Annotated in this window: 22 protein-coding genes; 8 read left to right on the top strand and 14 right to left on the bottom strand. The window is 65.9% G+C overall.

Features of this window, described 5'->3' with window-relative positions; translation table 11 throughout:
• Positions 1-108: 108 nt before the first annotated feature.
• The 6 genes from LH20_RS15985 to LH20_RS15960 all read right to left on the bottom strand — a co-directional run bounded on the left by LH20_RS15985 (position 109) and on the right by LH20_RS15960 (position 5889).
• Positions 109-1755 (bottom strand): acetolactate synthase large subunit, encoded by a 1647-nt coding sequence (locus LH20_RS15985; protein ID WP_053555083.1) that lies wholly within the window; start codon positions 1753-1755, stop codon positions 109-111.
• Between the two features lie 221 nt (positions 1756-1976).
• Entirely contained in the window at positions 1977-2471 is a 495-nt protein-coding gene (locus LH20_RS15980; RefSeq protein WP_235527002.1) for an OmpA family protein, read from the bottom strand.
• Between the two features lie 14 nt (positions 2472-2485).
• Positions 2486-3685 (bottom strand): diguanylate cyclase domain-containing protein, encoded by a 1200-nt coding sequence (locus tag LH20_RS15975; protein ID WP_053555081.1) that lies wholly within the window; start codon positions 3683-3685, stop codon positions 2486-2488.
• Positions 3682-4179, bottom strand: coding sequence for a YfiR family protein (locus LH20_RS15970; protein WP_235527001.1), 498 nt, complete (start codon positions 4177-4179; stop codon positions 3682-3684). Before LH20_RS15970 ends, LH20_RS15975 begins: the two co-directional genes overlap by 4 nt.
• Positions 4180-4344: 165 nt before the next feature.
• Complete coding sequence (gene msrA / locus LH20_RS15965) at positions 4345-4896, bottom strand: peptide-methionine (S)-S-oxide reductase MsrA (RefSeq protein ID WP_053555079.1); 552 nt, start codon at positions 4894-4896, stop codon at positions 4345-4347.
• Between the two features lie 57 nt (positions 4897-4953).
• The gene (locus LH20_RS15960) at positions 4954-5889 is read right to left on the bottom strand and encodes a M48 family metalloprotease (RefSeq protein ID WP_053555078.1); all 936 of its coding nucleotides are present in this window, start codon (positions 5887-5889) and stop codon (positions 4954-4956) included.
• Positions 5890-5993: 104 nt separating this feature from the next.
• On the opposite strand from LH20_RS15960, the gene LH20_RS15955 reads away from it, so the two are divergent.
• The 3 genes from LH20_RS15955 to rpsI all read left to right on the top strand — a co-directional run bounded on the left by LH20_RS15955 (position 5994) and on the right by rpsI (position 8213).
• Entirely contained in the window at positions 5994-7025 is a 1032-nt protein-coding gene (locus LH20_RS15955; RefSeq protein WP_053555077.1) for a COX15/CtaA family protein, read from the top strand.
• A 211-nt stretch (positions 7026-7236) separates the two neighbouring features.
• Complete coding sequence (gene rplM / locus LH20_RS15950; RefSeq protein ID WP_053555076.1) at positions 7237-7716, top strand: 50S ribosomal protein L13; 480 nt, start codon at positions 7237-7239, stop codon at positions 7714-7716.
• The gene (gene rpsI / locus LH20_RS15945) at positions 7716-8213 is read left to right on the top strand and encodes a 30S ribosomal protein S9 (RefSeq protein WP_053555075.1); all 498 of its coding nucleotides are present in this window, start codon (positions 7716-7718) and stop codon (positions 8211-8213) included. The genes rplM and rpsI overlap by 1 nt, the downstream gene beginning before the upstream one ends.
• 170 nt (positions 8214-8383) lie before the next feature.
• Here rpsI and LH20_RS15940 read toward each other — a convergent pair whose 3' ends face one another.
• The 4 genes from LH20_RS15940 to LH20_RS15925 are packed head-to-tail and all read right to left on the bottom strand — an operon-like array spanning position 8384 to position 12246.
• Positions 8384-9427 (bottom strand): phosphotransferase family protein, encoded by a 1044-nt coding sequence (locus tag LH20_RS15940; RefSeq protein WP_053555074.1) that lies wholly within the window; start codon positions 9425-9427, stop codon positions 8384-8386.
• Positions 9424-10515, bottom strand: a complete 1092-nt coding sequence (locus tag LH20_RS15935; RefSeq protein WP_053555073.1) for a hypothetical protein — start codon at positions 10513-10515, stop codon at positions 9424-9426. The genes LH20_RS15940 and LH20_RS15935 overlap by 4 nt, the downstream gene beginning before the upstream one ends.
• Before the next feature lie 49 nt (positions 10516-10564).
• Positions 10565-11419, bottom strand: coding sequence for a metallophosphoesterase family protein (locus LH20_RS15930; protein ID WP_053555072.1), 855 nt, complete (start codon positions 11417-11419; stop codon positions 10565-10567).
• Positions 11416-12246, bottom strand: a complete 831-nt coding sequence (locus tag LH20_RS15925) for a diacylglycerol/lipid kinase family protein (protein WP_053555071.1) — start codon at positions 12244-12246, stop codon at positions 11416-11418. Before LH20_RS15925 ends, LH20_RS15930 begins: the two co-directional genes overlap by 4 nt.
• A gap of 114 nt (positions 12247-12360) precedes the next feature.
• On the opposite strand from LH20_RS15925, the gene LH20_RS15920 reads away from it, so the two are divergent.
• Together LH20_RS15920 and LH20_RS15915 are read left to right on the top strand one after the other, a co-directional pair.
• Positions 12361-13284, top strand: coding sequence for an alpha/beta hydrolase (locus tag LH20_RS15920; protein WP_053555070.1), 924 nt, complete (start codon positions 12361-12363; stop codon positions 13282-13284).
• On the top strand, positions 13281-14045 hold the full coding sequence (locus LH20_RS15915) for a nucleotidyltransferase family protein (protein ID WP_053555069.1): 765 nt from the start codon (positions 13281-13283) through the stop codon (positions 14043-14045). Before LH20_RS15920 ends, LH20_RS15915 begins: the two co-directional genes overlap by 4 nt.
• A gap of 93 nt (positions 14046-14138) precedes the next feature.
• Here the strand turns inward: LH20_RS15915 and LH20_RS15910 are convergent, their stop codons facing one another.
• The 3 genes from LH20_RS15910 to LH20_RS15900 form a co-directional block, all read right to left on the bottom strand.
• Positions 14139-14828 (bottom strand): hypothetical protein, encoded by a 690-nt coding sequence (locus LH20_RS15910; RefSeq protein ID WP_053555068.1) that lies wholly within the window; start codon positions 14826-14828, stop codon positions 14139-14141.
• Between the two features lie 4 nt (positions 14829-14832).
• The gene (locus LH20_RS15905) at positions 14833-15573 is read right to left on the bottom strand and encodes a methyltransferase family protein (RefSeq protein ID WP_053555067.1); all 741 of its coding nucleotides are present in this window, start codon (positions 15571-15573) and stop codon (positions 14833-14835) included.
• A 208-nt stretch (positions 15574-15781) separates the two neighbouring features.
• Entirely contained in the window at positions 15782-17317 is a 1536-nt protein-coding gene (locus LH20_RS15900; RefSeq protein ID WP_053555066.1) for a lipopolysaccharide biosynthesis protein, read from the bottom strand.
• A gap of 117 nt (positions 17318-17434) precedes the next feature.
• Here LH20_RS15900 and LH20_RS15895 point away from each other — a divergent pair, with 117 nt between their 5' ends.
• Genes LH20_RS15895 through zapE form a run of 3 tightly spaced genes read left to right on the top strand, consistent with a single transcriptional unit; the run spans position 17435 to position 19841 of the window.
• Positions 17435-18217 carry a succinate dehydrogenase iron-sulfur subunit gene (locus LH20_RS15895; RefSeq protein WP_053555065.1) on the top strand — a complete coding sequence of 261 codons (783 nt, stop codon included), beginning with the start codon at positions 17435-17437 and terminating at the stop codon, positions 18215-18217.
• Positions 18214-18705: a PaaI family thioesterase gene (locus LH20_RS15890; RefSeq protein ID WP_083455456.1), complete on the top strand. Its 492-nt coding sequence runs from the start codon at positions 18214-18216 to the stop codon at positions 18703-18705. Before LH20_RS15895 ends, LH20_RS15890 begins: the two co-directional genes overlap by 4 nt.
• Positions 18702-19841: a cell division protein ZapE gene (gene zapE / locus LH20_RS15885; RefSeq protein ID WP_053555064.1), complete on the top strand. Its 1140-nt coding sequence runs from the start codon at positions 18702-18704 to the stop codon at positions 19839-19841. The genes LH20_RS15890 and zapE overlap by 4 nt, the downstream gene beginning before the upstream one ends.
• Here the strand turns inward: zapE and LH20_RS15880 are convergent.
• Positions 19794-20837: a polysaccharide deacetylase family protein gene (locus LH20_RS15880; RefSeq protein WP_053556326.1), complete on the bottom strand. Its 1044-nt coding sequence runs from the start codon at positions 20835-20837 to the stop codon at positions 19794-19796. The two genes, zapE and LH20_RS15880, sit on opposite strands and share 48 nt — an antisense overlap.
• Positions 20838-20851: the final 14 nt, after the last annotated feature.

Raw genomic sequence — 20851 nt, 5'->3', positions numbered from 1 at the left:
GGAGGGGTCGGGGGTGGGCCAGCAGCGGCGCGGTCTGCCACGCCGCCGCGACGAGCCAGCAGGCTGGCAGGTCTCGCTGCCCTCCTTTCGCGGGAGGGGAGCGGAAAATCAAAGTTCTTTCGACAGCCGTTTGATGTCGATGTTCAAAATCTGGTCGTTCTCCGAATAATCGACCGGGCAATCGATCAGGTGCACCCCCGGCGTATCGCGCGTATGGGCAAGAAGGTCCTTCAAATGCGCAGCGCTTTCGACCCGGTAGCCCTTGGCGCCATAGCTTTCGGCATATTTGACGAAATCGGGGTTGCCATAGGTCAGCCCCCAATCCTTGAAACCCATATTCGCCTGTTTCCAGCGGATCATGCCATAGCTGTTGTCGTTGAGGATCAGCACGGTGAGATTGAGGCCGAGGCGCACCGCGGTCTCCATTTCCTGGCTGTTCATCATGAACCCGCCGTCGCCGCAGATCGCCATGACCTTGCGATCGGGATAGAGCATCGACGACATCATTGCCGACGGCAGACCGGCGCCCATCGTGGCGAGCGCGTTATCGAGCAGCACCGTGTTCGGCCGGCACGCGGTATAGCCGCGCGCGAACCAGATTTTATAGACGCCATTGTCGAGGCAGATGATGCCGTCGTCGGGCATCGCGTCGCGCACTTGCTGCACGAGATGCGGCGGGAAGATCGGGAAGCGCTCGTCCATGGCGAGCGGCGCGGTATGATCGACTTCGGCCTTGCGATAGGCGAGCAGATGATCGAACGCCCAGCCGCCGCTGGGAACGATATCTTCCTTCATCTGCCATATCGCATTGGCGATATCGCCGATCACCTCGATATTCGGAAAATAGACAGGATCGACCTCTGCGGTCTTGGTCGACACATGGATCACCGTCGGGCCGCCACGCTGCATGAAGAAGGGCGGCTTTTCGATCACGTCGTGTCCGATGTTGACGATGCAGTCCGATGCCTCGACCGCACGGTGAACGAAGTCGCCCGCAGACAGCGCGGCGCAACCCAGAAATTTCGGATGCCGTTCGTCAATCACGCCCTTGCCAAGCTGGGTGGTGAGGAAGGGAATGCCGGTCTTCTCGATGAACTGGAGCAGCATACGGCTCGTCATCGTGCGGTTTGCGCCCGCACCGATCACGAGGACCGGCGATTTTGCGCTTTCAAGCGCCTTCACCGCCTCGCGGATCGATTTGACGTCGGCGGTCGGCCGACGCGAATGGCTGCGTTTGAGCGGCGTACTGTCGGTGTGTTCGTCGGCAATATCCTCGGGGAGCTCGATATGCACCGCGCCCGGCTTTTCCTCTTCGGCGAGCCGGAAGGCCTCGCGCACGCGGCTCGGTATATTGTCCGCCGAGGCCATCTGGTGCGTATATTTTGTGATCGGCGACATCATCGAGCAGACATCGAGGATCTGGAAACGGCCCTGTTTCGATTTCTTGATCGGCTTCTGGCCTGTAATCATCATCATCGGCATCCCGCCGAGCTGGGCATAGGCGGCCGCGGTGACAAAATTTGTGGCGCCCGGACCCAGGGTCGCAAGACACACGCCTGTCTTCCCGGTGTGGCGGCCATAGGTTGCGGCCATGAAGCCTGCGCCTTGTTCGTGGCGCGTCAGGATCAGCTTGATCTTCTTCGACCGCGAAAGGCTGTCGAGAAAGTCCAGATTCTCTTCCCCCGGCACGCCGAAAATATATTCGACGCCCTCTTCCTCAAGACATTCGATGAACAGGTCGGATGCTTTTGTCATGCGTCGTCGCCCCCTCTTGCATCGCACCCTCGGGGTGCAGCCAAAGCCCGTGCCGACGACCCGGCAGCACCTGCTGCGATGCCGCGGATCTCGTCATTGGGTCGCGAGTCCTTGCTGCACCGAGCAAGGTTGTAACGAGCAGCGGAAGGGTTGTCACCAGCGCGGGCGCGCTCTTTGGAGGTGCCGATGGGGCGCCTCTCGCGCGGTTCGGCGGCGCGGGATCAGGGCGTCACGATCACGACAACGCGGCGATTGTCCTGACGCCCCACGGCCGTCGCGTTGCTCGACAAGGGATCGGCCTCGCCGCGGCCCACGATCTGGTCGGGCGTGAACGTCATGCCGCTTGCGCGCATCGGCTCGGCGACGGCCTCGGCGCGTGCCTGGGAGAGCTTGAGGTTGTGCGCCTCGGTCCCTGTCGAATCGCTATGTCCTTCGACCCGGGCAGTGGAGATACCTACCGATATCAGATGGCCTGCGAGCTTCGCGATGCGCTCGCCCTGGCCCGGCTGCAACCGGCTTTCGTCGATCGGAAAGAGCAGCCGTTCATTGAGCGTCAGTTCCCAGCCCTCATCGGTCTCGATAAAGCCCTCCGATTGCAGCGCCGCGATCTGCTCCCGGGTGAAGGGGGAGGGGTCCGGCATGCTCTGGCAGGCCGCAAGAAGAGCGGTGAGGAAGGTCAGAAAAAGCGGGCGAAGCCAGGGGCGGGGTTGGGTCACGGCATATCCTCGCATCAGGAACGATGGCTGAGCTTATCTTCATACATGGCGGCGTCGGCAGCGGTCAGCAACGCCGCCGCATCATGGCCGTCCTCGGGGTAGAGCGCCGCGCCTATGCTGATCGCGGTGTCGTAAGACTCGCCGCCTGGAAGTTCGACTGGCCCCGCGACGCTGGCGTGGATCCGCTCGGCGAGCGCCCCTGGGAGGGCTGCGGGGTCGACCGGGTCGATGACCACGACGAATTCGTCGCCGCCGATGCGAGCCGCGAAATCGCCTGGGCGCAGTGCCGCGCGGATTTGCCGTGCGATTGCGATGAGAACGGCGTCACCCGCAGCATGACCATGGCCGTCATTCACCGTCTTGAAATTGTCGACGTCGATGAACAGCAGCGCCAATCGGCGACCCTGGGCAGCCGCCGCTTCGAGACGGCAGTCGAGTTCTTCATCGAAAGCCGAGCGGTTGGGCATCGACGTCAGCGGGTCGTGCGCGGCCCGATGCGCAAGCGCCGCCCGCTCATCCTCCATATGGCCCCGCCAGCCATCGAGCTCGTCGAGCAGCGCGTTGATGTCGCCCCCAAGCCGGTCGAGCTCAGCGATACTGAGGTTTTTTACCCGCTTATCGAAGCGGCGGTGGAGCCGCACGTCGTGCGCTACGGTGGCAATTTCATTGAGCGGCTTGACGAGCTCATACTCGAATCGGCGCGCAAGCGCGATGGTTCCCAGCGCGGTAATCAGCAGACATGCGAGGCCAGCGAGCAGGCCGATGCGGACATAGCCGGTGAGCGTGGTCGAATCGCCCCACACCTCGATCGAGCCGATCGCCGAACCATTGCGGCGGACCGTGAGCGCAAAGGGCTCGGGGAAGAAGAGGCGAGTGAGGATGGGCGCCGGGTCGCGCCTCGGCGAACTCCATTCGACGAGCGCGTGACCGCGGTCGTCGAGCACGCGCAGGCGGGCGATGCCGGGAATATCGGTCAGCGGTTTCAGCCCATCGCGCGCCGCCTGTGGATCATTGAAGACGAGCGCGGGCTCGACACCATAAGCGCCGAGCTGCGCTGCGAGCTCGATATTGCGGTCGGCATGGCCGCGCATCGCGGTGATGCCTGCGAGGAGAATGGTAATCCCCGACAGCGCGACGGCGAGCAGGGTGATTCCGAAATGAAAGCGCGATATCAGTTTTTGGAGGGTGGTCCCCCGCGGAGCCCGGTCGGTCATGACCCGTCTCCCTCGGCGCCGCCGATCCGCAGCACGCGCGGATCGACGCGGAGCGGCCCGCGGCCGATCGCGTCGAGATTGACCGAAAAGCTGAGCCCGGCCGGCTTGCGGGCGAGGCAGAACATCGCGCCTTTGCGGCAGCCTGGGTCATCGTCGGTGATGGTCAGCGTCGGCTGCCCGCGGACCCATTCGATGAGGCGCCGGCGATCGCCCTCGGCCGTTCGGCCGAGGAACAGGATGTCGCAGTCGCCGGCGGTCATCACTCCGCCGGCCGTTGCCTGGCGAACGAGCACCTGACCATCGCCCGGCATGTCGGGCGCGATCGAGCTGGTCAGTCGCGGCGTGCCGACCAGGCACAGGGTGCGGGGGGCGGTGCCGCGGCTGTGCGGCCAGCGCACATAGGCGATGATACCACCGACCATCCGGTTCACGGCCCGCGCCAGGCCCGCCTCGCCATTTTCGATGATCGTCTGGCTTGCGGCCTGAACCGACATTTGCGGTGTGGCGAATACGGCCCAGAACAGAAATAACGACGCTGACACCCGGTGATCCCTAACTGCGGGGATCACGCTGCCCCAACATGGCCGGGACCGCCAGTCCAAACCGCTTGAGAGTCAATGAAAAATGACGTCATGCGGCCGATATGCAACACCGATCGTTCAGGATGCCGGCGCCTCGTCGCTGCGCAATCGGTCGGCAAAGCCCTTGCGCAGCTTGGCAAGCTTCGGAGGAATCGTGGCGAGGCAATAGGGGTTGCGCTGGCCTTCCCCTTCCCAATAGGCCTGATGATAATCCTCAGCCGGGTACCAGTCCGACAGCGGTTCGATCGCGGTTACGATCGGTTCGGCGCGGTCCTCCTGCGCGCGCAAAATCCCGGCGCGCGCCGCGGCTTCCTGCGCCTCGTCGAGCGGGAAAATCGCGCTGCGGTACTGGGTGCCGATATCGTTGCCCTGGCGATTGAGCTGCGTCGGGTCGTGCGTCGCGAAAAAGACGTCGAGCAGCTCGTCATAGGAAATCACCGCAGGATCATAACCGATACGGATCGCCTCGGCATGACCGGTGTTGCCCGAGCAAACCTGCTTGTAGGTGGGGTTTGCTGCGTGGCCGCCGGTGTAGCCGCTTTCGACGCTCTCGACGCCGGCGAGCGACTGGAACACCGCTTCGGTGCACCAAAAGCAACCCCCGGCGAAAATGGCGGTCTCTTTGGTCATGGCGTCGATCCTTTGCAAAAAGGGGGTAGGAGGCTTCCAAAATAGGCGTGCGCGCCCTTATTCCAAGGGTGGCGGCGCGGCCGCGAGGGGTGGACGAGCGCGCGGGTCGGCAGCGCGGGCCGCGACCAGGGACGCTATTTCCGCCTCGATCGCGGCGATACGCTCGCTGCGCGGCGGATGAGTCGCGGCACGGATCAGCGGCCGCTTGTGCCGCCTCCAGAAACGCACCGCGGCCTGGGGGTCATAGCCTGCATCGTTCATCAGCCAAACCGACAGCCGGTCGGCCTCGAGTTCGGTCGCACGGACGAGGCGGGCCGAACGGCCCTGCGGCGCCGCGGCGAGCCGGGCGCGGTGCCGCAATATGTTGTGGGCAAGTTCGTGCGCGACCACTGCCGCCAGCTCGGCCTCGTCGGTGATCTCGCGGGCGAGATCGAACCGAAGGCGCACCAGCACGCCGTTGGCAGCCGCCTGAGCGCCTTTGCGCTCGAGACGGAAGGCGCTGGCGCACCCCGGAGCGGCCTCGATCCGGTAGGAGCGTCCGGCCCGGTCGGTGATCGTCAGTGCTTCCGCCGGGTCGAGTGCTGCGAGCGTAACGATCACCGTGTCGATACGGATCGTCGCCTCGTCGCCCGGCGTCTCGACGGGGTGGCCGTTGATCGCCGCTATGACTGTTCCGCGCACGAGACCCGCACGATCTGCGACCGAGCCCGGCGCGATGGCGGCAATGAATGGCCCGTCACCCGGCGCGTCATAGACCTGCGCGACCGCGCTCAACTCATCGTCATCGAACCGCCGCCGGTCCTCGAGCAGCCAGCCGGGCTGCGGCATGAGGTCGGGGCACCAGCCAGCGCCCGCGCGGACCAGGCGATGGGATACGGCCGCGAACCGCGCTTCCTCGGTTGCGAAGGCGGCGATGTCGGACAGGCTGCGCGCGCCGGCGGGGGCTGCGAGCATGCCGACGAGCACGGGCGTAAGGAGGAGCGGCCACCGCATCGCGCGCCTGTTACCAGCGGCGGCCGGCCGCGGCCATGACTTTCAACCGCGCGGAGCCTTTCGCCCCCTTGCCTATCGTCCGGCGAGCGACGATAGGGCGGCGCATGACCCAGGTCGCCCATCCCCGTCCCGCGGCGCTTTCGCGCTGGCTTTGGGCCGTCGCCTTGCTCGTGATCGCGGTGGTCGCGGTTGGCGGCATTACACGCCTCACCGAATCGGGGCTGTCGATTACCGAATGGAAGCCGGTGTCGGGCGTGCTGCCGCCGCTCACCGACGCGGCGTGGCAGGCGGAATTCGAGAAGTACCAGCAGATCCCCGAGTATAAGGAGATCAATGCGGGCATGTCTCTCGCGGCCTTCAAGGGCATTTTTTTCTGGGAATGGCTTCACCGCATTCTCGGCCGGCTGGTCGGCATGGCGCTGCTCGTGCCGCTGGCCTGGTATGCGCTGCGACGGGCGGTTCCGGCGGGATATGGCTGGCGGCTGTTTGCGCTCGCCGCGCTCGTCGGGCTGCAGGGCGCGATCGGCTGGTGGATGGTCGCCTCGGGCCTTGTCACGCGCACCGACGTTAGCCATTTTCGCCTCGCCACGCATTTGCTGACTGCACTTTTCCTGCTCGGCGGTCTCGTCTGGACGGCGCGCGATCTTAGGGTGCTGGCAGGCGACCCCGCGGCGCGTCCTGCGCGGCTTACCCTTGCTGCGACCGTGGTGATCGCGATTCTCCTTGTCCAGCTTCTGCTCGGCGCCTGGACCGCCGGGCTCAATGCCGGCTATGTCGCGAGCAGCTGGCCATTGATGAACGATCATTTCGTGCCCGAGGGGATCGACTGGTCGGGCGGAGTCTGGCTGGCCATCACCAACGATCCCTTCCTCATCCATTTCCTCCATCGATGGTGGTCGTGGGCGGCAGCGCTCGCGCTGCTGCTGCTCGCGCGGACTTTGCGGCGGCGCGGTGGGCGGACCGAGGCGCGGTGGCTTTTGCTGGTCGTCGCAGCGCAGATGACGCTCGGCATCCTCACCGTGATCACCGGCGTTTCCATGTGGATCGCCGTGCTGCATCAGGTGACCGGCGCGATTCTCGTCGCGGTCGCGGCGGCGGGGCTCCACCGTCTGGGCCGGACGCAGGGGGCCAATTGAGCCTGCCGGCGTCCGCCTTTGCACCCCAGCTGACCACTAAGGTATTATAATACCCGTCAGCAAAGCCGCGCAGAGCTTGACTTTCAGCCCGCTTATCGTCATTGGGCCGCTCCGAAGCGCCGCTTCGCCCTCTGAGGGCTGGCGGCGCGGCTTATTTGGGGCGGCGGATCCTGATCCTGTCACCCTCGTCCATCTTTTCAAGGAGCGTGCCATGAAGGCGCTGACCAAGACGACCCAGTCGGCGAATGCCGCAACGGTCGAAAAGAAATGGGTGCTGATCGACGCCGACGGCCTGGTCGTGGGCCGGGTTGCTTCGATCATCGCCAACATCCTGCGCGGCAAGCACAAGCCGAGCTTTACCCCGCATGTCGATTGCGGTGACAATGTCATCGTCATCAACGCGGAGAAAGTGGCCTTTACCGGCAACAAGCTGGCCGACAAGCGCTACTACAAGCACACCGGCTATGCCGGCGGCATCAAGGAAACCAGCCCCCAGAAGGTTCTGGAAGGCCGCTTCCCCGAGCGCGTGCTCGAAAAGGCCGTTGAACGCATGATCCCGCGCGGCCCCCTTGGCCGCCAGCAGATGCGCAACCTGCGCATCTTCGCCGGCAGCGAACATCCGCACGCCGCGCAGAACCCCGAAGTGCTCGACGTCGCGTCGATGAACCGCAAGAACAAGGTGGGTGCATAATGGCTGACGAACAGACCATGACCGATCTCAAGGACCTCGCCGGCGCCGTCGAAGGCACCGTCGCTCCGGCCGCCCCGACCGCTCCGCTCCGCGAAAAGCAGGTCGACAAGCAGGGCCGCGCTTACGCGACCGGCCGCCGCAAGGACGCCGTCGCGCGCGTGTGGGTCAAGCCCGGCACGGGCAAGATCACCGTCAACGGCCGCGACCAGGAAGTCTATTTCGCGCGTCCGACGCTGCGCCTCGTCATCAACCAGCCCTTCGGCCTGACCGATCGCGTTGGCCAGTATGACGTTGTCGCGACCGTCAAGGGCGGCGGGCTCTCGGGCCAGGCCGGGGCGGTGCTGCACGGCATCGCGCAGGCACTGACCCGCTTTGAACCTGCGCTCCGCGGCGCAGTGAAGTCGGCTGGCTTCCTGACCCGCGACAGCCGCGCAGTGGAGCGTAAGAAGTACGGCAAGGCCAAGGCCCGCCGCAGCTTCCAGTTCTCGAAGCGCTGATCATCTTTTCCGCCGACGGGTGGAACAGAGAAGGGCGGTCCGGCAACGGGCCGCCCTTATTCTATGAGAGCCCGGACCGGACCGGCCGGGCACGAAAGCTCGATGCGCGCACGGCCCGCGGCCTTTGCTCGTCCCCATCTCCATGGTGCCGCCGCGCTGCGACAACCCGCCTAGAGCAGATCGAGGCTCCCCAGCGCGAGCGCCTGGCGCGCTGGACGTTCGGCCATCACCGCAAACATCTCGTCGCCGCGCTCGGTGCGCTCGACGTTCATCGAGGCGAACACCGCCATGAAATAGCCACTAAGCGCACCGATCCGGTAATCGGTCCATAGCCCCTCGGGGTCGGGGTCGACGCCGCGGGCGCTGAGCGCGGCGAGCCAGCGGTCGAAAGCCGGGCGGTCGGCAGCCGCGCGATCGCTGGGATCGGCGATGCTCGTTCCGACCAGATAGGCAAGATCGGTCGCGCCGCTGCCCCGGCCGAGCGTCTGCCAGTCGACGAGCCAGCATCGGTCTCCGTCCGGGGCAAAGAGGATGTTGTCGATACGCAGGTCGCCATGGACGATCGTCCGCGCAGCGGGCTGGCGCGTCAGCCATGCGTCAAGACGCTCGACCAGGCCCGCGCCGACGTCGAGCACTTCGGGCGCGAGGCGCGCCGCGTAGCGTTCGCGAAAGCCGAGGTAGAGCTGAGGGAAAAGTGCGCGAACGATGTCGCCGCTATCGCGGGCGAGCCAGGGGAGGGCGTCGAGCCGTGCGTCATTCCACAGCAGCGCATGAAGTCCCGCCGCGGCGTCGATGCATGGATCCAGCGCGCGCGGCCCCAGTCCGGCAAGCTGGTCGCCCTGCCGCGCGGGGGCGAGGTCGCTGAGCAGGAGGATGAAATCGACCTCATTGGCGGCGATGTCGGCATAATGGCATTGGGGGGCGGCGACGCCGCTGCCCTTCGCCAGTTCGCGATACCAGCTCACCTCCTTGACGTAGGTGCCCGTGAGCTTGGCGATATGGCGGCTCGCCTCATCGTGGCTCGGGCATTTGGCGATGACCGTCGGGGGCGCGTCGACGCTGGGTGCCCAGTCGAGCGTGAGGCGGAAACTGTCGCACATCTGCCCCGTGCCGACCTTGGTTGCGGTGAAGCCGTCGAGCGCCGACGCTTCCTGTCCCATTGCCTCGGCAAGCCACGCCGGGGTCATCGCCTCCGGCGACGTCGGAAAGCTCATCGCGCGGGGTCCATCAGGCCGGAAAGGCCGGTCGGGGCGTGCGGGCCGACGAACAATTGCTCAAGGACGCCGACGCCCCGGTGCACCGCGCTGCCATCGCTGAGCTCGGCCGCGACGAGCGCCTGGATATGCATTGCCAGCGGATTTCCCCAGCCGCGCTCGGCCTCCGACAGGCTGTCGTGCGCCACCGCGAGCTCGGCGCCGTGGTCGAGGCCGTGACCCCAGACAGGGTGAGTGTAGCCAAGCCCGCTCATCGCGAAAATGGGCCCGGAGGGCGTCAGCGTCAGCGCGCGCCCGGCGCCAAGGTCGGCGGTCATCCTCGCAATCCGCCGCGAGCCCTTTTGCCAATCGAGGGAAAAGGCCGCGCGAGCGAAATGATGTTCGCTTCCGCTGTCACCCACGATCACCGCGCGTCGGTTCCAGGCGTCGCCCGCAGCGTCGTCGTTGCTGTGAAAGAAGAGTGAGCATCCCTCGAAATTGCACGGGGTCCACAGCCAGAAGAACTGGTTAAAATTGCCCTCGGGCGGCGGTTGCGGCTCGCTTGCCCCCACCGGCCGGATGCCCCAGCTCCGGTCGCGCGTGCCCGTCCAGCCGTCGCCGATCGCGACGCGCTCGCCATCGACCGACAGCCAGCCCGACCAGCGCCCGTTCTGCGTCATGCGCGTGTAGTCCATGAACATTCGCGTGCCGTTGCGGCGGACGAAGCGTGGCTCCTCGATCGGAAAATGGCGTCCGGTAAAGGTCAGCTCGCCGGCAAGCGGACCATCGCCGGGCGAGATCCTGAGCGTCAGAACCTCAAGCGGCGTGTCGATATCGACCGCGATCGGGCCGACGCTGAGATCGAGACGCTCGCCTGCTGAACGTCGGCTCGCGCGCAGATTGTGCTGGACCCCGTCAACAATGACGCAAAAACTTGCGTCGACGATGCCGAGCTGGGGATAGAAACCCATCGCTGCCGCGAAAAAGACCGAACCGTCGGGGCTATAGCCGTTGAAGAAATAGCGGTCGTAGAAATTGCGGTCGGTCCCGGCGAAGGCAACCGGCTCGCTCGTCTGGTGCAGCGGATAATCATCACCTCTTGTCAGCATCTTCCCTCATCCCGTTTTTTCTTGCAACCTAACGGGAAGATACGCGGCGTCAATGCACCGGCGGGTCGACCGGGGGCACGGCGCCGATGGGCGCGACGGGATCGCCAGGCTCGCGCGGGGGCAGCGCGTCGGGCGGGATGTCGCGGATCTGCATATCGGGGGTCGGGGCGGCCGCGAGGTTGCGCACCCCGACCTCGAGTGCGCCCGTCGCGGGGTCGAGGCTGAGCGCGTTGAAGCTCGGCGGGGTCGACCGGATGCGCTGCGACAGCGTTCCAGCGCCAATCATCCGGATGGGTCCCGCAGGGGTCGGCTGGATGAGATCGAAGGCATCGTGAACATGCCCGGTCAGCACTGCTGTGACCCCGCGGGCCGCGAGTTCGCGCAGCGCGGCCGCGCCGCCCCGCGTGAGCGCCCGGCCTCTCGTTCCGGCCTCGACCAGCGGATGATGGGCGGTGACAATGATGCGGCTGCCCGCGGGCGCGCCATCGATCAAGGCAAGCGTATGGGCGAGGGCTTGCGGCGCAACGCGGCCCTTCGACCAGTCGAGCCGCCACTGCGCGCGCGCCGTCGTCTTGAGCGGCACGATCGCGACGCCGGGCAGATCGAGCTCGCGTTCGACTAGCGACCGGATTCCCCGGATTCGCCGATACGGGTCGAAGAAACGCTCAACGAGGTTGAAATAGGGAAGATCATGGTTGCCGACCTCGACCGTCACCGGCACATCCAGCGCGCTGATCCACGTGCAGGCCGCGGCAAACTCGCGCCTCCGCGCGCGCATCGTGAGGTCGCCTGTGATCAGCACCGCGGCGGGCCGCTCGCGCGTGACGCAATCGGCGAACCAGGCGAGCGCGGCAGGATCTTCAAGCCCGAAATGGAGATCGCTGATGTGGAAAAGCAGCGTCATGCCGTCGCGACGAAGTCGACCGCGCTGGTGCCGAGCGCGAAGCGCGCAGGCGAGGAAATTTCACGAAGCTCGCCGTCATATTCAAGGCTTATCGGGGTCTCGCTTTCGAGGATGATCGTCTCGCTGCACGTAATCGCTTCGTTCGGCCCTTCGCGAAAATCTCCGCCAAGCCAGGCGAGACCGTGACGCAGCACATCGGCCGCTCCTTCGGTCAATATGCCGTCGGCACGAACGCCGGCTTTGGTCGGGGTCAGGACGATCGCAGGATAGGCCGCGCCCTCGCCTGCGACGCGGACACCCGGCGCATTCAGCATTTCATCGAGCGCCTCGGGAGCAGCGCGGCTCGCCTCGACAATCCCGTCCTGCCGCATGGTCTCGCGCACTTCGGCCCAGCGGGTGGCGGGTCCCGCTACAATCGTGATGAAGGCGTTGCCCTCCTCGCTGCGAATGATCGGAATGGCGCGCCGCTCTCCCTTCCCGACGAGCGCATCGGCCAGAATTTCGGGTGCGGGCCGGTCGCCGTGGAGTCTTTTCGACAAGAGGTTGAGCGTGCCGCCGGGAAGCGGCAGCACGGCGCCGTCCCAACCCGCCGCTTTGCTTGCCGCCGCATTGATCGTCCCGTCGCCGGTCCACACAAGTAAGAGGTCGATAGCTTTCGCGCGCAGCGCCGCGGGGGCCGGGATCTCGTCTTCGGGGAGCATGAAGGTGGCAGCGAGCGGCGCGCCGGCCTCCGCGCAGGCGGCAACGAGGGCTTCGTGAATCGCGGGATCGTGGCTGCCGCTCTGGTTGTTGCAGACGAGGGCGGGGCGGAGGAAACAGCGGGTCATTCCTCTCCTACGCCCGAGGGGGGAAAAGGTGGCGTGCCATGGCGCTTGTTCGCGGGCGCGGGCGCCTGTAGGGCGCGGGGGGGATGGAAGGGTCACGATGTCAGGGAATCGCGGTTGATCAAATTCCTTTTATTCGCGGCCGTACTTCTCCTGCTGTTCGGTGGCGGCGCGAAGGCCGTTGTCGCGGGCGGCGCCCGTTCCCTCGATATGGCCGACCGGCTGCTCGGGGGCCGGGGTGCGCGCCGCGCGGCGGCGGGCGTGCCCTATGGCGATGATCCCCGCCATCTTCTCGACATCTGGGTGCCCGAAGGGGCCGGTTCCGACGATCGCCTCCCGGTGGTCACCTTCTTCTATGGGGGCGGCTGGAGCAACGGCGACCGCGAACATTATGGTTTTGCCGGCCGGGCGCTCGCCGAAGCGGGGTTCGTGACCGTCATTCCCGACTACAGACTCGCCCCCAAGGCGCATTGGTCAGATTTTCTCCACGACAGCGCGGCGGCGGTCGCGTGGGTTGGGGCACATATCGGCAGGTTCGGCGGCGATCCCGACCGCATTGCGCTGATGGGCCATTCGGCGGGCGCCTATAATGCGGTGATGCTCGCGCTCGATCCGCAGTGGCTGCGCGGCGCGGGGAGCGACCCCGCAGCGATCCGCGGCGTTGCGGGCCTCGCGGGTCCCTATGATTTTCTGCCGATAGAGAAGGGCGGCCACGCCGACAAGGCGATGGGCAAGGTCCGCCCCGCCGAGAAAACGCAGCCGATCGCCTTTGCTCGCGGGGACGCGCCTCCGCTCTGGCTCGCGACCGGGGACGAGGATGAAACGGTGCGGCCGCGCAACAGTCAGAATCTCGTCGCGGCGGTTCGGGCGGCGGGCGGCGCAGCGAGCCTTCGCATCTATCCGGGTGTCGGCCACACCGGCATCGTCATGGCCCTCGCAGCGCCCTTCCGCACAAGAGGACCGGTGCTGGCCGAGGCGAGCGATTTCCTGCGCGGGGTCACCGCGCGGCGCGTCGCCCCGCAGGCGGAGGCTGCGCAGTGACGATCCCCGCCATCGTCCTGGCCGGCAGTCGGCCCGGCCCCGATCCGCTGCTGACCGGCAGCGGCGTGTCGACCAAGGCGCTGCTTTCAATCGCTGGTCGGCCGATGCTTGCGCATGTCGTGGGCGCGCTCCGCGCGTCGCCGCTCGTGGGACCGATCACCATTCTCGCGCAGGACAGCGCCGAGCTCGCTGCCGCGGCGAACCTTGACGGCTTTGCAGACCTGCATTTCGCGGACTCGGGGCAGGGGATCAGCAGTTCGCTCGCTGCCGCGCTGCCCGAGGGCGACGCGCCGGTGCTGGTGACGACCGCCGACAATGTGCTGTTGACCCCGGCGATGATCGCCGAATTCCTGGTCGGCGCCGAGGATAGCGACGTCGCGGTGGCGATGGTTGAACATGATGTGCTGCTTGCACGCTACCCCGAATCGAAGCGCACCTGGCTCAAGTTCCGCGGCGGCTGGTGGTCGGGTGCGAACCTTTTTCGCCTGCGTGGGCGCCGCGTGCTGCCCCTTCTCGACTTCTGGGGGCGGATCGAACGCGACCGCAAGAAGGGACTGAAGATCATCGCCGCCTTTGGTCCGGCGCTGCTGCTTGCCGTGGTGCTGCGGTTGGTCACTATCCACCAGGGCGTTGCGCGCGCCGGGCGGCGCTTCGGATTGACGGCGAAGGTCGTTCCAATGTCAGAGGGCGAGGCGTGCATCGACGCCGACAAACCTGCCGATATCGCGTTGATCGAGACGATTATGGCGGGGCGGAGATAAAGACCGCCCGGCACGAGCGCTTCGAAGGGGGGCGAGGCTGACCGAAGGCAGGCCAGCGCTGCGGCGGCTCAGCGTTCCGCCGAGATCGGCCCCTCAGGCCGAGGCCAGCGCCTTGTCGACCGCGGCCATCGCCAGCGCGAGCTCCTCTTCATAGGGAATTGTCGCGTCGATATCGACGATCGGCGCCCCGCCCATCGTGAGCAAGGGGACCGTCTCGACCTTGCGCGTGATCAGCGCGCGGTCGTGGTCGGGCTTGCGCGCCATCACCGTGTCGACGTCGACGTGAAGGCGGATGACCAGCGTCGGCACATAGGCCGCCATTTCGGCGTAAAGCGCACGCTCTTCGGACTGGATCGCAGCGAGGCGCGGGCTGGTCGCCCGGCCCGCGAGGATCGGGCCGTCGTGAAGACCTGGGACCTCTTGCTGGGGATAGCGGTCGGTAACGACGGTTATGCCGGCGCGGCGCTGCGCAACCAGCGCGTCGAACTTTGCGCGCCGCCGCTTCGATCGGCGGAGAGCGTAGCGCGCGGCGAGCAGGCCCGGGATCGGCGCCTCCGGATCGCGCAAGCGGTCGGCGATGCCGTCGAGCCAGCGGTGGAGCGGAGGTCCGATGATTGGCCAGCGCCCGATCCGCCGTCCCTGTTCGCCCGATCCGAGGCCGAGGTAGCCCGCCTCGGCGCGGCGGGTCTTCTGGATATGGGCAAGCAGGTCCGCCGACAGGGTCGATTTTCCCGACCCGTCGCTGCCGACCACGGCGATCAGGGGAGCAAGCTGCTCCCCCATGCGCTCAGCTCAGTTCCTTGAAGAAGCCGATCATCTTGAGCCCGCCGATGAAGAAGCGGACGACGACGAGCGCTCCATAGGCATAGACCCAATTCCACTGCGCGGGTGTCAGCGCGTCGACATTGAAATCGAGGCGTGCAAACCAGGTCAGAAAGACGGTCGTTGCGAGGAGGAAAAGCTTGTTCTGTTCGCGCCAGATCATGCGCTTCCACCAGAAGGGGTATTTCGGCTTCACCCAGCCCGTGAGGCGAGGGAGGAGCGCGGGAACGTCCTTCGCCCACTCGGCATGCGCCGCGCCGAATTTTTCGCGCAGGAATTCTTCTTCATAGATCGAGATGCGCTCGTAGATGAGGATGGCGAGGAGGAAGACGATCGCGCCGAACACCCAGCTTCCCGAGAGCATCGCGAGGCCGGTGAAATTGAGGATGCGCCCGACGTAAAGCGGGTTGCGTACCAGGCTGTAAGGGCCGGTCGTGTTGAGTTCGCTCGCCTCGGCGGCGACCTTGGCGCGGCCCGAGGTGCCGAGCGCGGCCCAGCCGCTGGTGAAGACGCGGATGATTGCGCCGGCGCTTGCAACGGCCAGCGATACCCAGAACCAGGCGCAATCGCCGGCCGCGGATTTGAACGGTCCCCAATCCTTTGAGCACCAGGCAATCAGCACCGAGATCGCGATGGTGATGTAAATATAGGTGCCGCGAATGAAGAAAAGGCGCTTGCCGCTGCGGGCGAGTTCTTGCTGGTACATAAAGTTCCGCCTGTTGGCCGCGATCGCGGCGTAAAAAAGTGGCGACCCCTCTACCAGAATTTGCGGCCAAAATAAGACCGTGGATGAAGGAACTCGCCATCCATTTCGCTCGCCCCCCAATGAGGGAGGTGCTCGCGATCCCTTTTACCGGAAGGAAGGCGCGAGGCTTCGGCCCGCGCCTGGCGAGAAGCGCGGGAACGTCTCGCTATTACCTTACAAGGCGCAGTCGCCGCGCGGTCTTGCCAAGCGAAGCGCGGTCGGCGCCGGGCAGGGCGAAGCGTAGCGAGAGCCAGATGGCACCTGCGGCAATGATCGCGATCAGTGGTAGCGCGAGCGGATCGGGCAGGCGGCTCGCGAGCAGCGCGATGGTGCCTGAACCAAGGGTGATCGCAAGGCCGATCGATGCGACCTTCGGGAATTGATGGTCAAAAGGATGGAGGCGCTCGCCCGCGGCGAGCTGGATCATCGGAATGCCCGCCATCACGACGAGGCCGATCGACATGGCGAGGGTAACGCCGGTCAGCGCGTCCATGTGGCCGACAATCACCCAGCCCGCGCCGACTGCGACGATTACGCCCAGGATGCTCGCGGTGAGCTGGTGGCGGAAGGCCGCAACCACCTGAAGTACCGGGAGCGAAATCCCGAGCACGGCCTCGAGAGCACGCGCAAAGAGCAGGATGATGACCGCGGCCTGCGCGATATGCGCCTGCGCCCCGAACAGGCCGAGCAGCGACGAGCTGCCCGCGGCGAGCACGGCGGCGAGCGGCAAGGCGATCGCGAAGATCAGGCGTGTCGCATAGGCGTAGATGTCGGCAACCTGCGCGCGGTCGGACCGCTCGGCACTCGCCGCAAGAGGGGCGAGGACATAGACAAAGGCGATGCGAACGAGCTGGACGACGCTCGAGAGCTTGCGCGCGATGGTAAAGAGTCCCGCCGCCGCCGCGCCCGCAGCGCCTGGAAGCAGCAAGTTGAGAATCAGCGCGGGGGCATCGCCGAATAGCCGCGCGATAACGTTGGAGGGCAGGATCGAGAGACCAGCCCAGAAAGTGCTGCGCGCACTGACGCTGGTCCACGGACCGCGCCAGAGGTCAGCGAAGCTGTAATAGCGCGCGAGCAGGCGAACGCAGAGGAAGGCGGTTACGGCCAGCGAGCAGAGATGCGCGATGAACAGCCCCTTGAGGCCGAGGCCGCCCGCGAAAAAGAGCCCGGCGAAGACGAGGCGCATGATCTGTTCCCAGACAATGCGCAGCCGGATCTCGGCCCCGAACACCATGCGCGCGCGCATCGCCGAGGTCGCAATCTCGACGAAAGCCCAGAGCGGCAGCGCCCAGACAAAGAGCTGGATCGCGGGAATGACGAGCGGCCGGTCCTTTTCGGCGACGTTGAGCAGCGGCGCCAGATCGGCGGCGAAGGCTGCGATCAGGGCCGCAACGATCAGGCACGGGCCAACGCCGAAAAACATTGCGGTGCGTAGTGCCGCCGCAGCTTCGCCGTCGCTCGCCGATTGGGGCACCGTGCGCTGCATGGCGCTCGTCATCCCCGTGTCGAAGATATTCTCAAGAAGGTTGATCGTCGCCCAGAGCACGGCATAGAGGCCGTAGCCCGCGAGCCCGAACATCAGCACATAAAGCGGCTGCGCGACGATTTCGACCACCGCCCCCAGGCGCGCGAGCACGGTCGTGCCGAGGCCGCGCGCGACGTGGCGGCTGGTGACGGCAGGGGAGGCGGCGGCGTCATCGCTCATCGCAGCGCCCCTAGCGACTTGCTTCCTCGCTCGCCAGCAGCTTTCGCGCTTTCAACCCCTTGTCGACTCCGTGAATCGGGTCTAGGCAGCGCGCGATTGCACAAGGGAGCCCGCGACATGGCCGAATTTCGCCTGCCCAAGAACAGCCGTATCGAGAAGAACGGCACGGTCCACAAGGCCGAGGGGGCGACCCGCGTCAAGAAGTTCAAAGTCTATCGCTACAATCCCGACAGCGGCCGCAATCCGTATTTCGACACCTTCGAGATCGACACCGAAACCTGCGGCCCGATGGTGCTCGATGCACTCATCAAGATGAAGAGCGAGCAGGATTCGACGCTGACCTTCCGCCGCTCGTGCCGCGAAGGCATCTGCGGCAGCTGCTCGATGAACATGAATGGCAAGAACGGCCTCGCCTGCACCACCGCGATCGAGGATCTGAAGGGCGACATCACGATCACTCCGCTGCCGCATATGGAAGTGATCAAGGACCTCGTTCCCGACTTTACGCATTTCTATGCGCAATATGCCTCGATCGAGCCGTGGCTGAAGACCAAGACGACGACGCCGAGCGGCAAGGAGCGCCTCCAGTCGCCCGAAGAGCGCGAAAAGCTCGACGGTCTTTATGAATGCATTCTGTGCGCCTGCTGCTCGACCAGCTGCCCGAGCTATTGGTGGAACAGCGACAAGTTCCTGGGCCCCGCAATCCTGCTCCAGGCCTATCGCTGGCTCGCCGACAGCCGCGACGAATATACCGGCGAACGGCTCGACGAGCTCGAAGACCCGTTCCGCCTCTATCGCTGCCACACGATCATGAATTGCGCCAACGCCTGTCCCAAGGGACTGAGCCCGGCGCGCGCGATTGCCGAGATCAAGAAGCTCGAGGCCGAGCGGCAGGTGTGAACGACAGTATCGAGGAACCGAAGCGCGGCGAACATTTCAGCGCGGTGGCGCTCGACGACGGCTGGGTTAGCTGGAACCTCAGGGACCCCACGCGGTTCAACGCCTATCTTGAACCTTTGTCGGTCCGCGCCGAACCGCCGACCTCGGATGGCCGGCCGCGTGCCCGTGTGCGCATGCTTCCTGAGCGCAGGCACAGCAATCTCGGCGACAATGTCCATGGCGCGGTATCGCTCGGGCTCGTCGACGTTGCGCTGTTCGCGGCCTCGCACCAGTTCGGGTCGCTCGATGCCGGCCATTCGGTGACGCTCGATCTTTCGACGCAGTTCGTGGGTGCCGGGCGGATCGGCGAGCCGCTCGATGCCCTTGTTGAACTGGTGCGCGAGACCGGCCGGCTCATCTTTCTGCGCGGACTGGTCGTGCAGGGCGCAAATGACGATCATATCGTCTTGAGCTTTGCGGGCACGATCCGAAAGGCGAGCCCCAAGTGACATCGGTCCTTGCGGCCTATGATGCGCTCGTTGCCGCCGGTGAACTCAAGTCCGATCCCGAGCAGCGGGCCGCCGCCGAGCGATTGAACTGGCTGCAGGCGGAGCTGGAGGCATCGCCGCCGCGCGGCAGCCTGTTGTGGCGGATTGCCGGCCGCAAGGCCGAATCCCCGCGCGGCGTCTATCTCTGGGGCGCGGTCGGGCGCGGCAAGTCGATGCTGATGGACCTCTTCTATGATCGGCTCGGCATCCAGCGAAAGCGGCGCGTCCATTTTCATGCCTTCATGCAGGAGGTTCACGCCCGGATGCGCGAGGTGCGAAAGAGCGAGGCAGGCGATCCTATCCCGATCGTCGCGGCGTCGCTCGCGGAAAATGTCCGCTGTCTCGCCTTTGACGAAATGGTGGTGAACAACAGTGCCGATGCCATGATCCTCTCGCGCCTGTTCACCGCGCTGATCGGGTGCGGGGTCACTGTGGTCGCTACCTCGAACCGGCCGCCTCGCGACCTCTACAAGGACGGGCTCAACCGGGAGCATTTTCTCCCCTTCATCGCGCTCATCGAGGCGCGGCTCGACGTCATGGGTTTGAACGGCCCGACCGATTATCGCCGGCACCGGCTCGGCGATGGCAGGCGCTGGTTCGTCCCTGCCGACGCGGCAGCGACCGAAGCGCTTTCCGCCGCCTTCTTTCGCCTTACCGACTATCCGCCCGAGGACCGCGCGCATGTCCCTTCGCTGGACCTTGACGTCGGCGGAGGACGGACGCTGCATGTGCCGAAGGCGCTCAAGGGTGTTGCGGTCTTCTCGTTCAAGCGCCTGTGCGGCGAAGCGCGCGGCGCGGCCGACTATCTCGCCGTCGCGCGGCATTTTCATGCCGTGATCCTCGTCGGCATCCCGCGCATGGGGCCTGAAAACCGCAACGAGGCCGCGCGCTTCGTCACGCTGATCGACGCACTTTACGAATATAAGGTCAAGCTGCTTGCGAGCGCGGCGGCGGAGCCCGACGCGCTCTACGTCGCGGGCGATGGGGCCTTCGAGTTCGAACGCACCGCGAGCCGGCTCGCCGAGATGCAGTCGGATGACTATCTGGCGCTAGGCCACGGCCAGGATGATGCCGCTGATCGCGCCGCCCCAGCGTGATGAGTTGAGCGCCACATAGATGAGACTGCGAACATAGCGCAGCTCATGGGCGACATGCCCGATCGCCTGCTCGATCCGGCGGCGAACGGTTCGCAGCATGCGCGGCTTTGCAACATGGATGCGGCCCGGCTCGGGTGGCGGCAGGGGCAGCCCGGAAAAGCCGCCGCTCGTTACCCGCGCGTCTTCGGCAACCGCGCGGCACAGCGCCTCCATCCGCGCGATCGCGAGCCGGTTGGGTACGGCGCGGTCCCGGCTGAGAAGCTCGAAGCTGTGGCTGAAGGCGGAGAATTGGATCGCACCGCGCGCCGCGACATGGTCGAGCGCGTCGCGCATCTCCTCCTCCGACATCGCGCACAGCTGCGCTGGGCGAAAGCGTTCGGCGTCCTCGAGCAGGCCGCTAACGGGAACCTCGCAGACGCCGTGGTGATAGCGCATGCCAAGGTTGTCGGGGTCGAGCGTGATCGCGCAGCCCTGGCCTACCCAGGCCGCGTTGAAGCTGCTGTCATACTGGAAGCCGAGCGCTGCGAGCGCGCGCAAGGTGTCGTCGTTCGCGCCGAAATTCCCGGCGCGAAAAGCGATGGGGCGCGGCGCACCCGACCGGGTCAACATGTCGCTGGCGAGCCCGATCAGTCTTTTTTGCGCTGCGAGCGGAAAGTCGCCGATGTTGCGCCCCGTCATGCGGCCCACCGGGTTCAGCCGCGCAAACCGCAGCCACTCGGTATGAATGTGGAGCTGGACCTCGTGTCCGCGGCGGACGATTGGCTGGACGATCGCTTCGACGATTTTCGGACCGAGCACGAGGGCAGGCATCGGATCGACGAAGAACACGCCCTTGAGGCCGAAGCGGTCGAGCATGTCCATCTGGAAATGGATACCGAAATCGCCGTCGCGGCAGCGGCCGAGAATCGAGCTTTCGAAGTTGGCACGCGCATCGAACCCCCGCTGGTGGAGGCCGGCCGACATTTCGGTATCAAAGCTGATGATCGCCCGCGTCATGATACGGGCCATAG

It is taken from the genome of Sphingopyxis sp. 113P3 (assembly GCF_001278035.1).
In the GTDB taxonomy this organism is placed as follows: Bacteria; Pseudomonadota; Alphaproteobacteria; order Sphingomonadales; family Sphingomonadaceae; genus Sphingopyxis.
The sequence above is the reverse complement of the archived record's forward strand: the minus strand, read 5'-3'. Positions and strand labels throughout refer to the sequence as shown.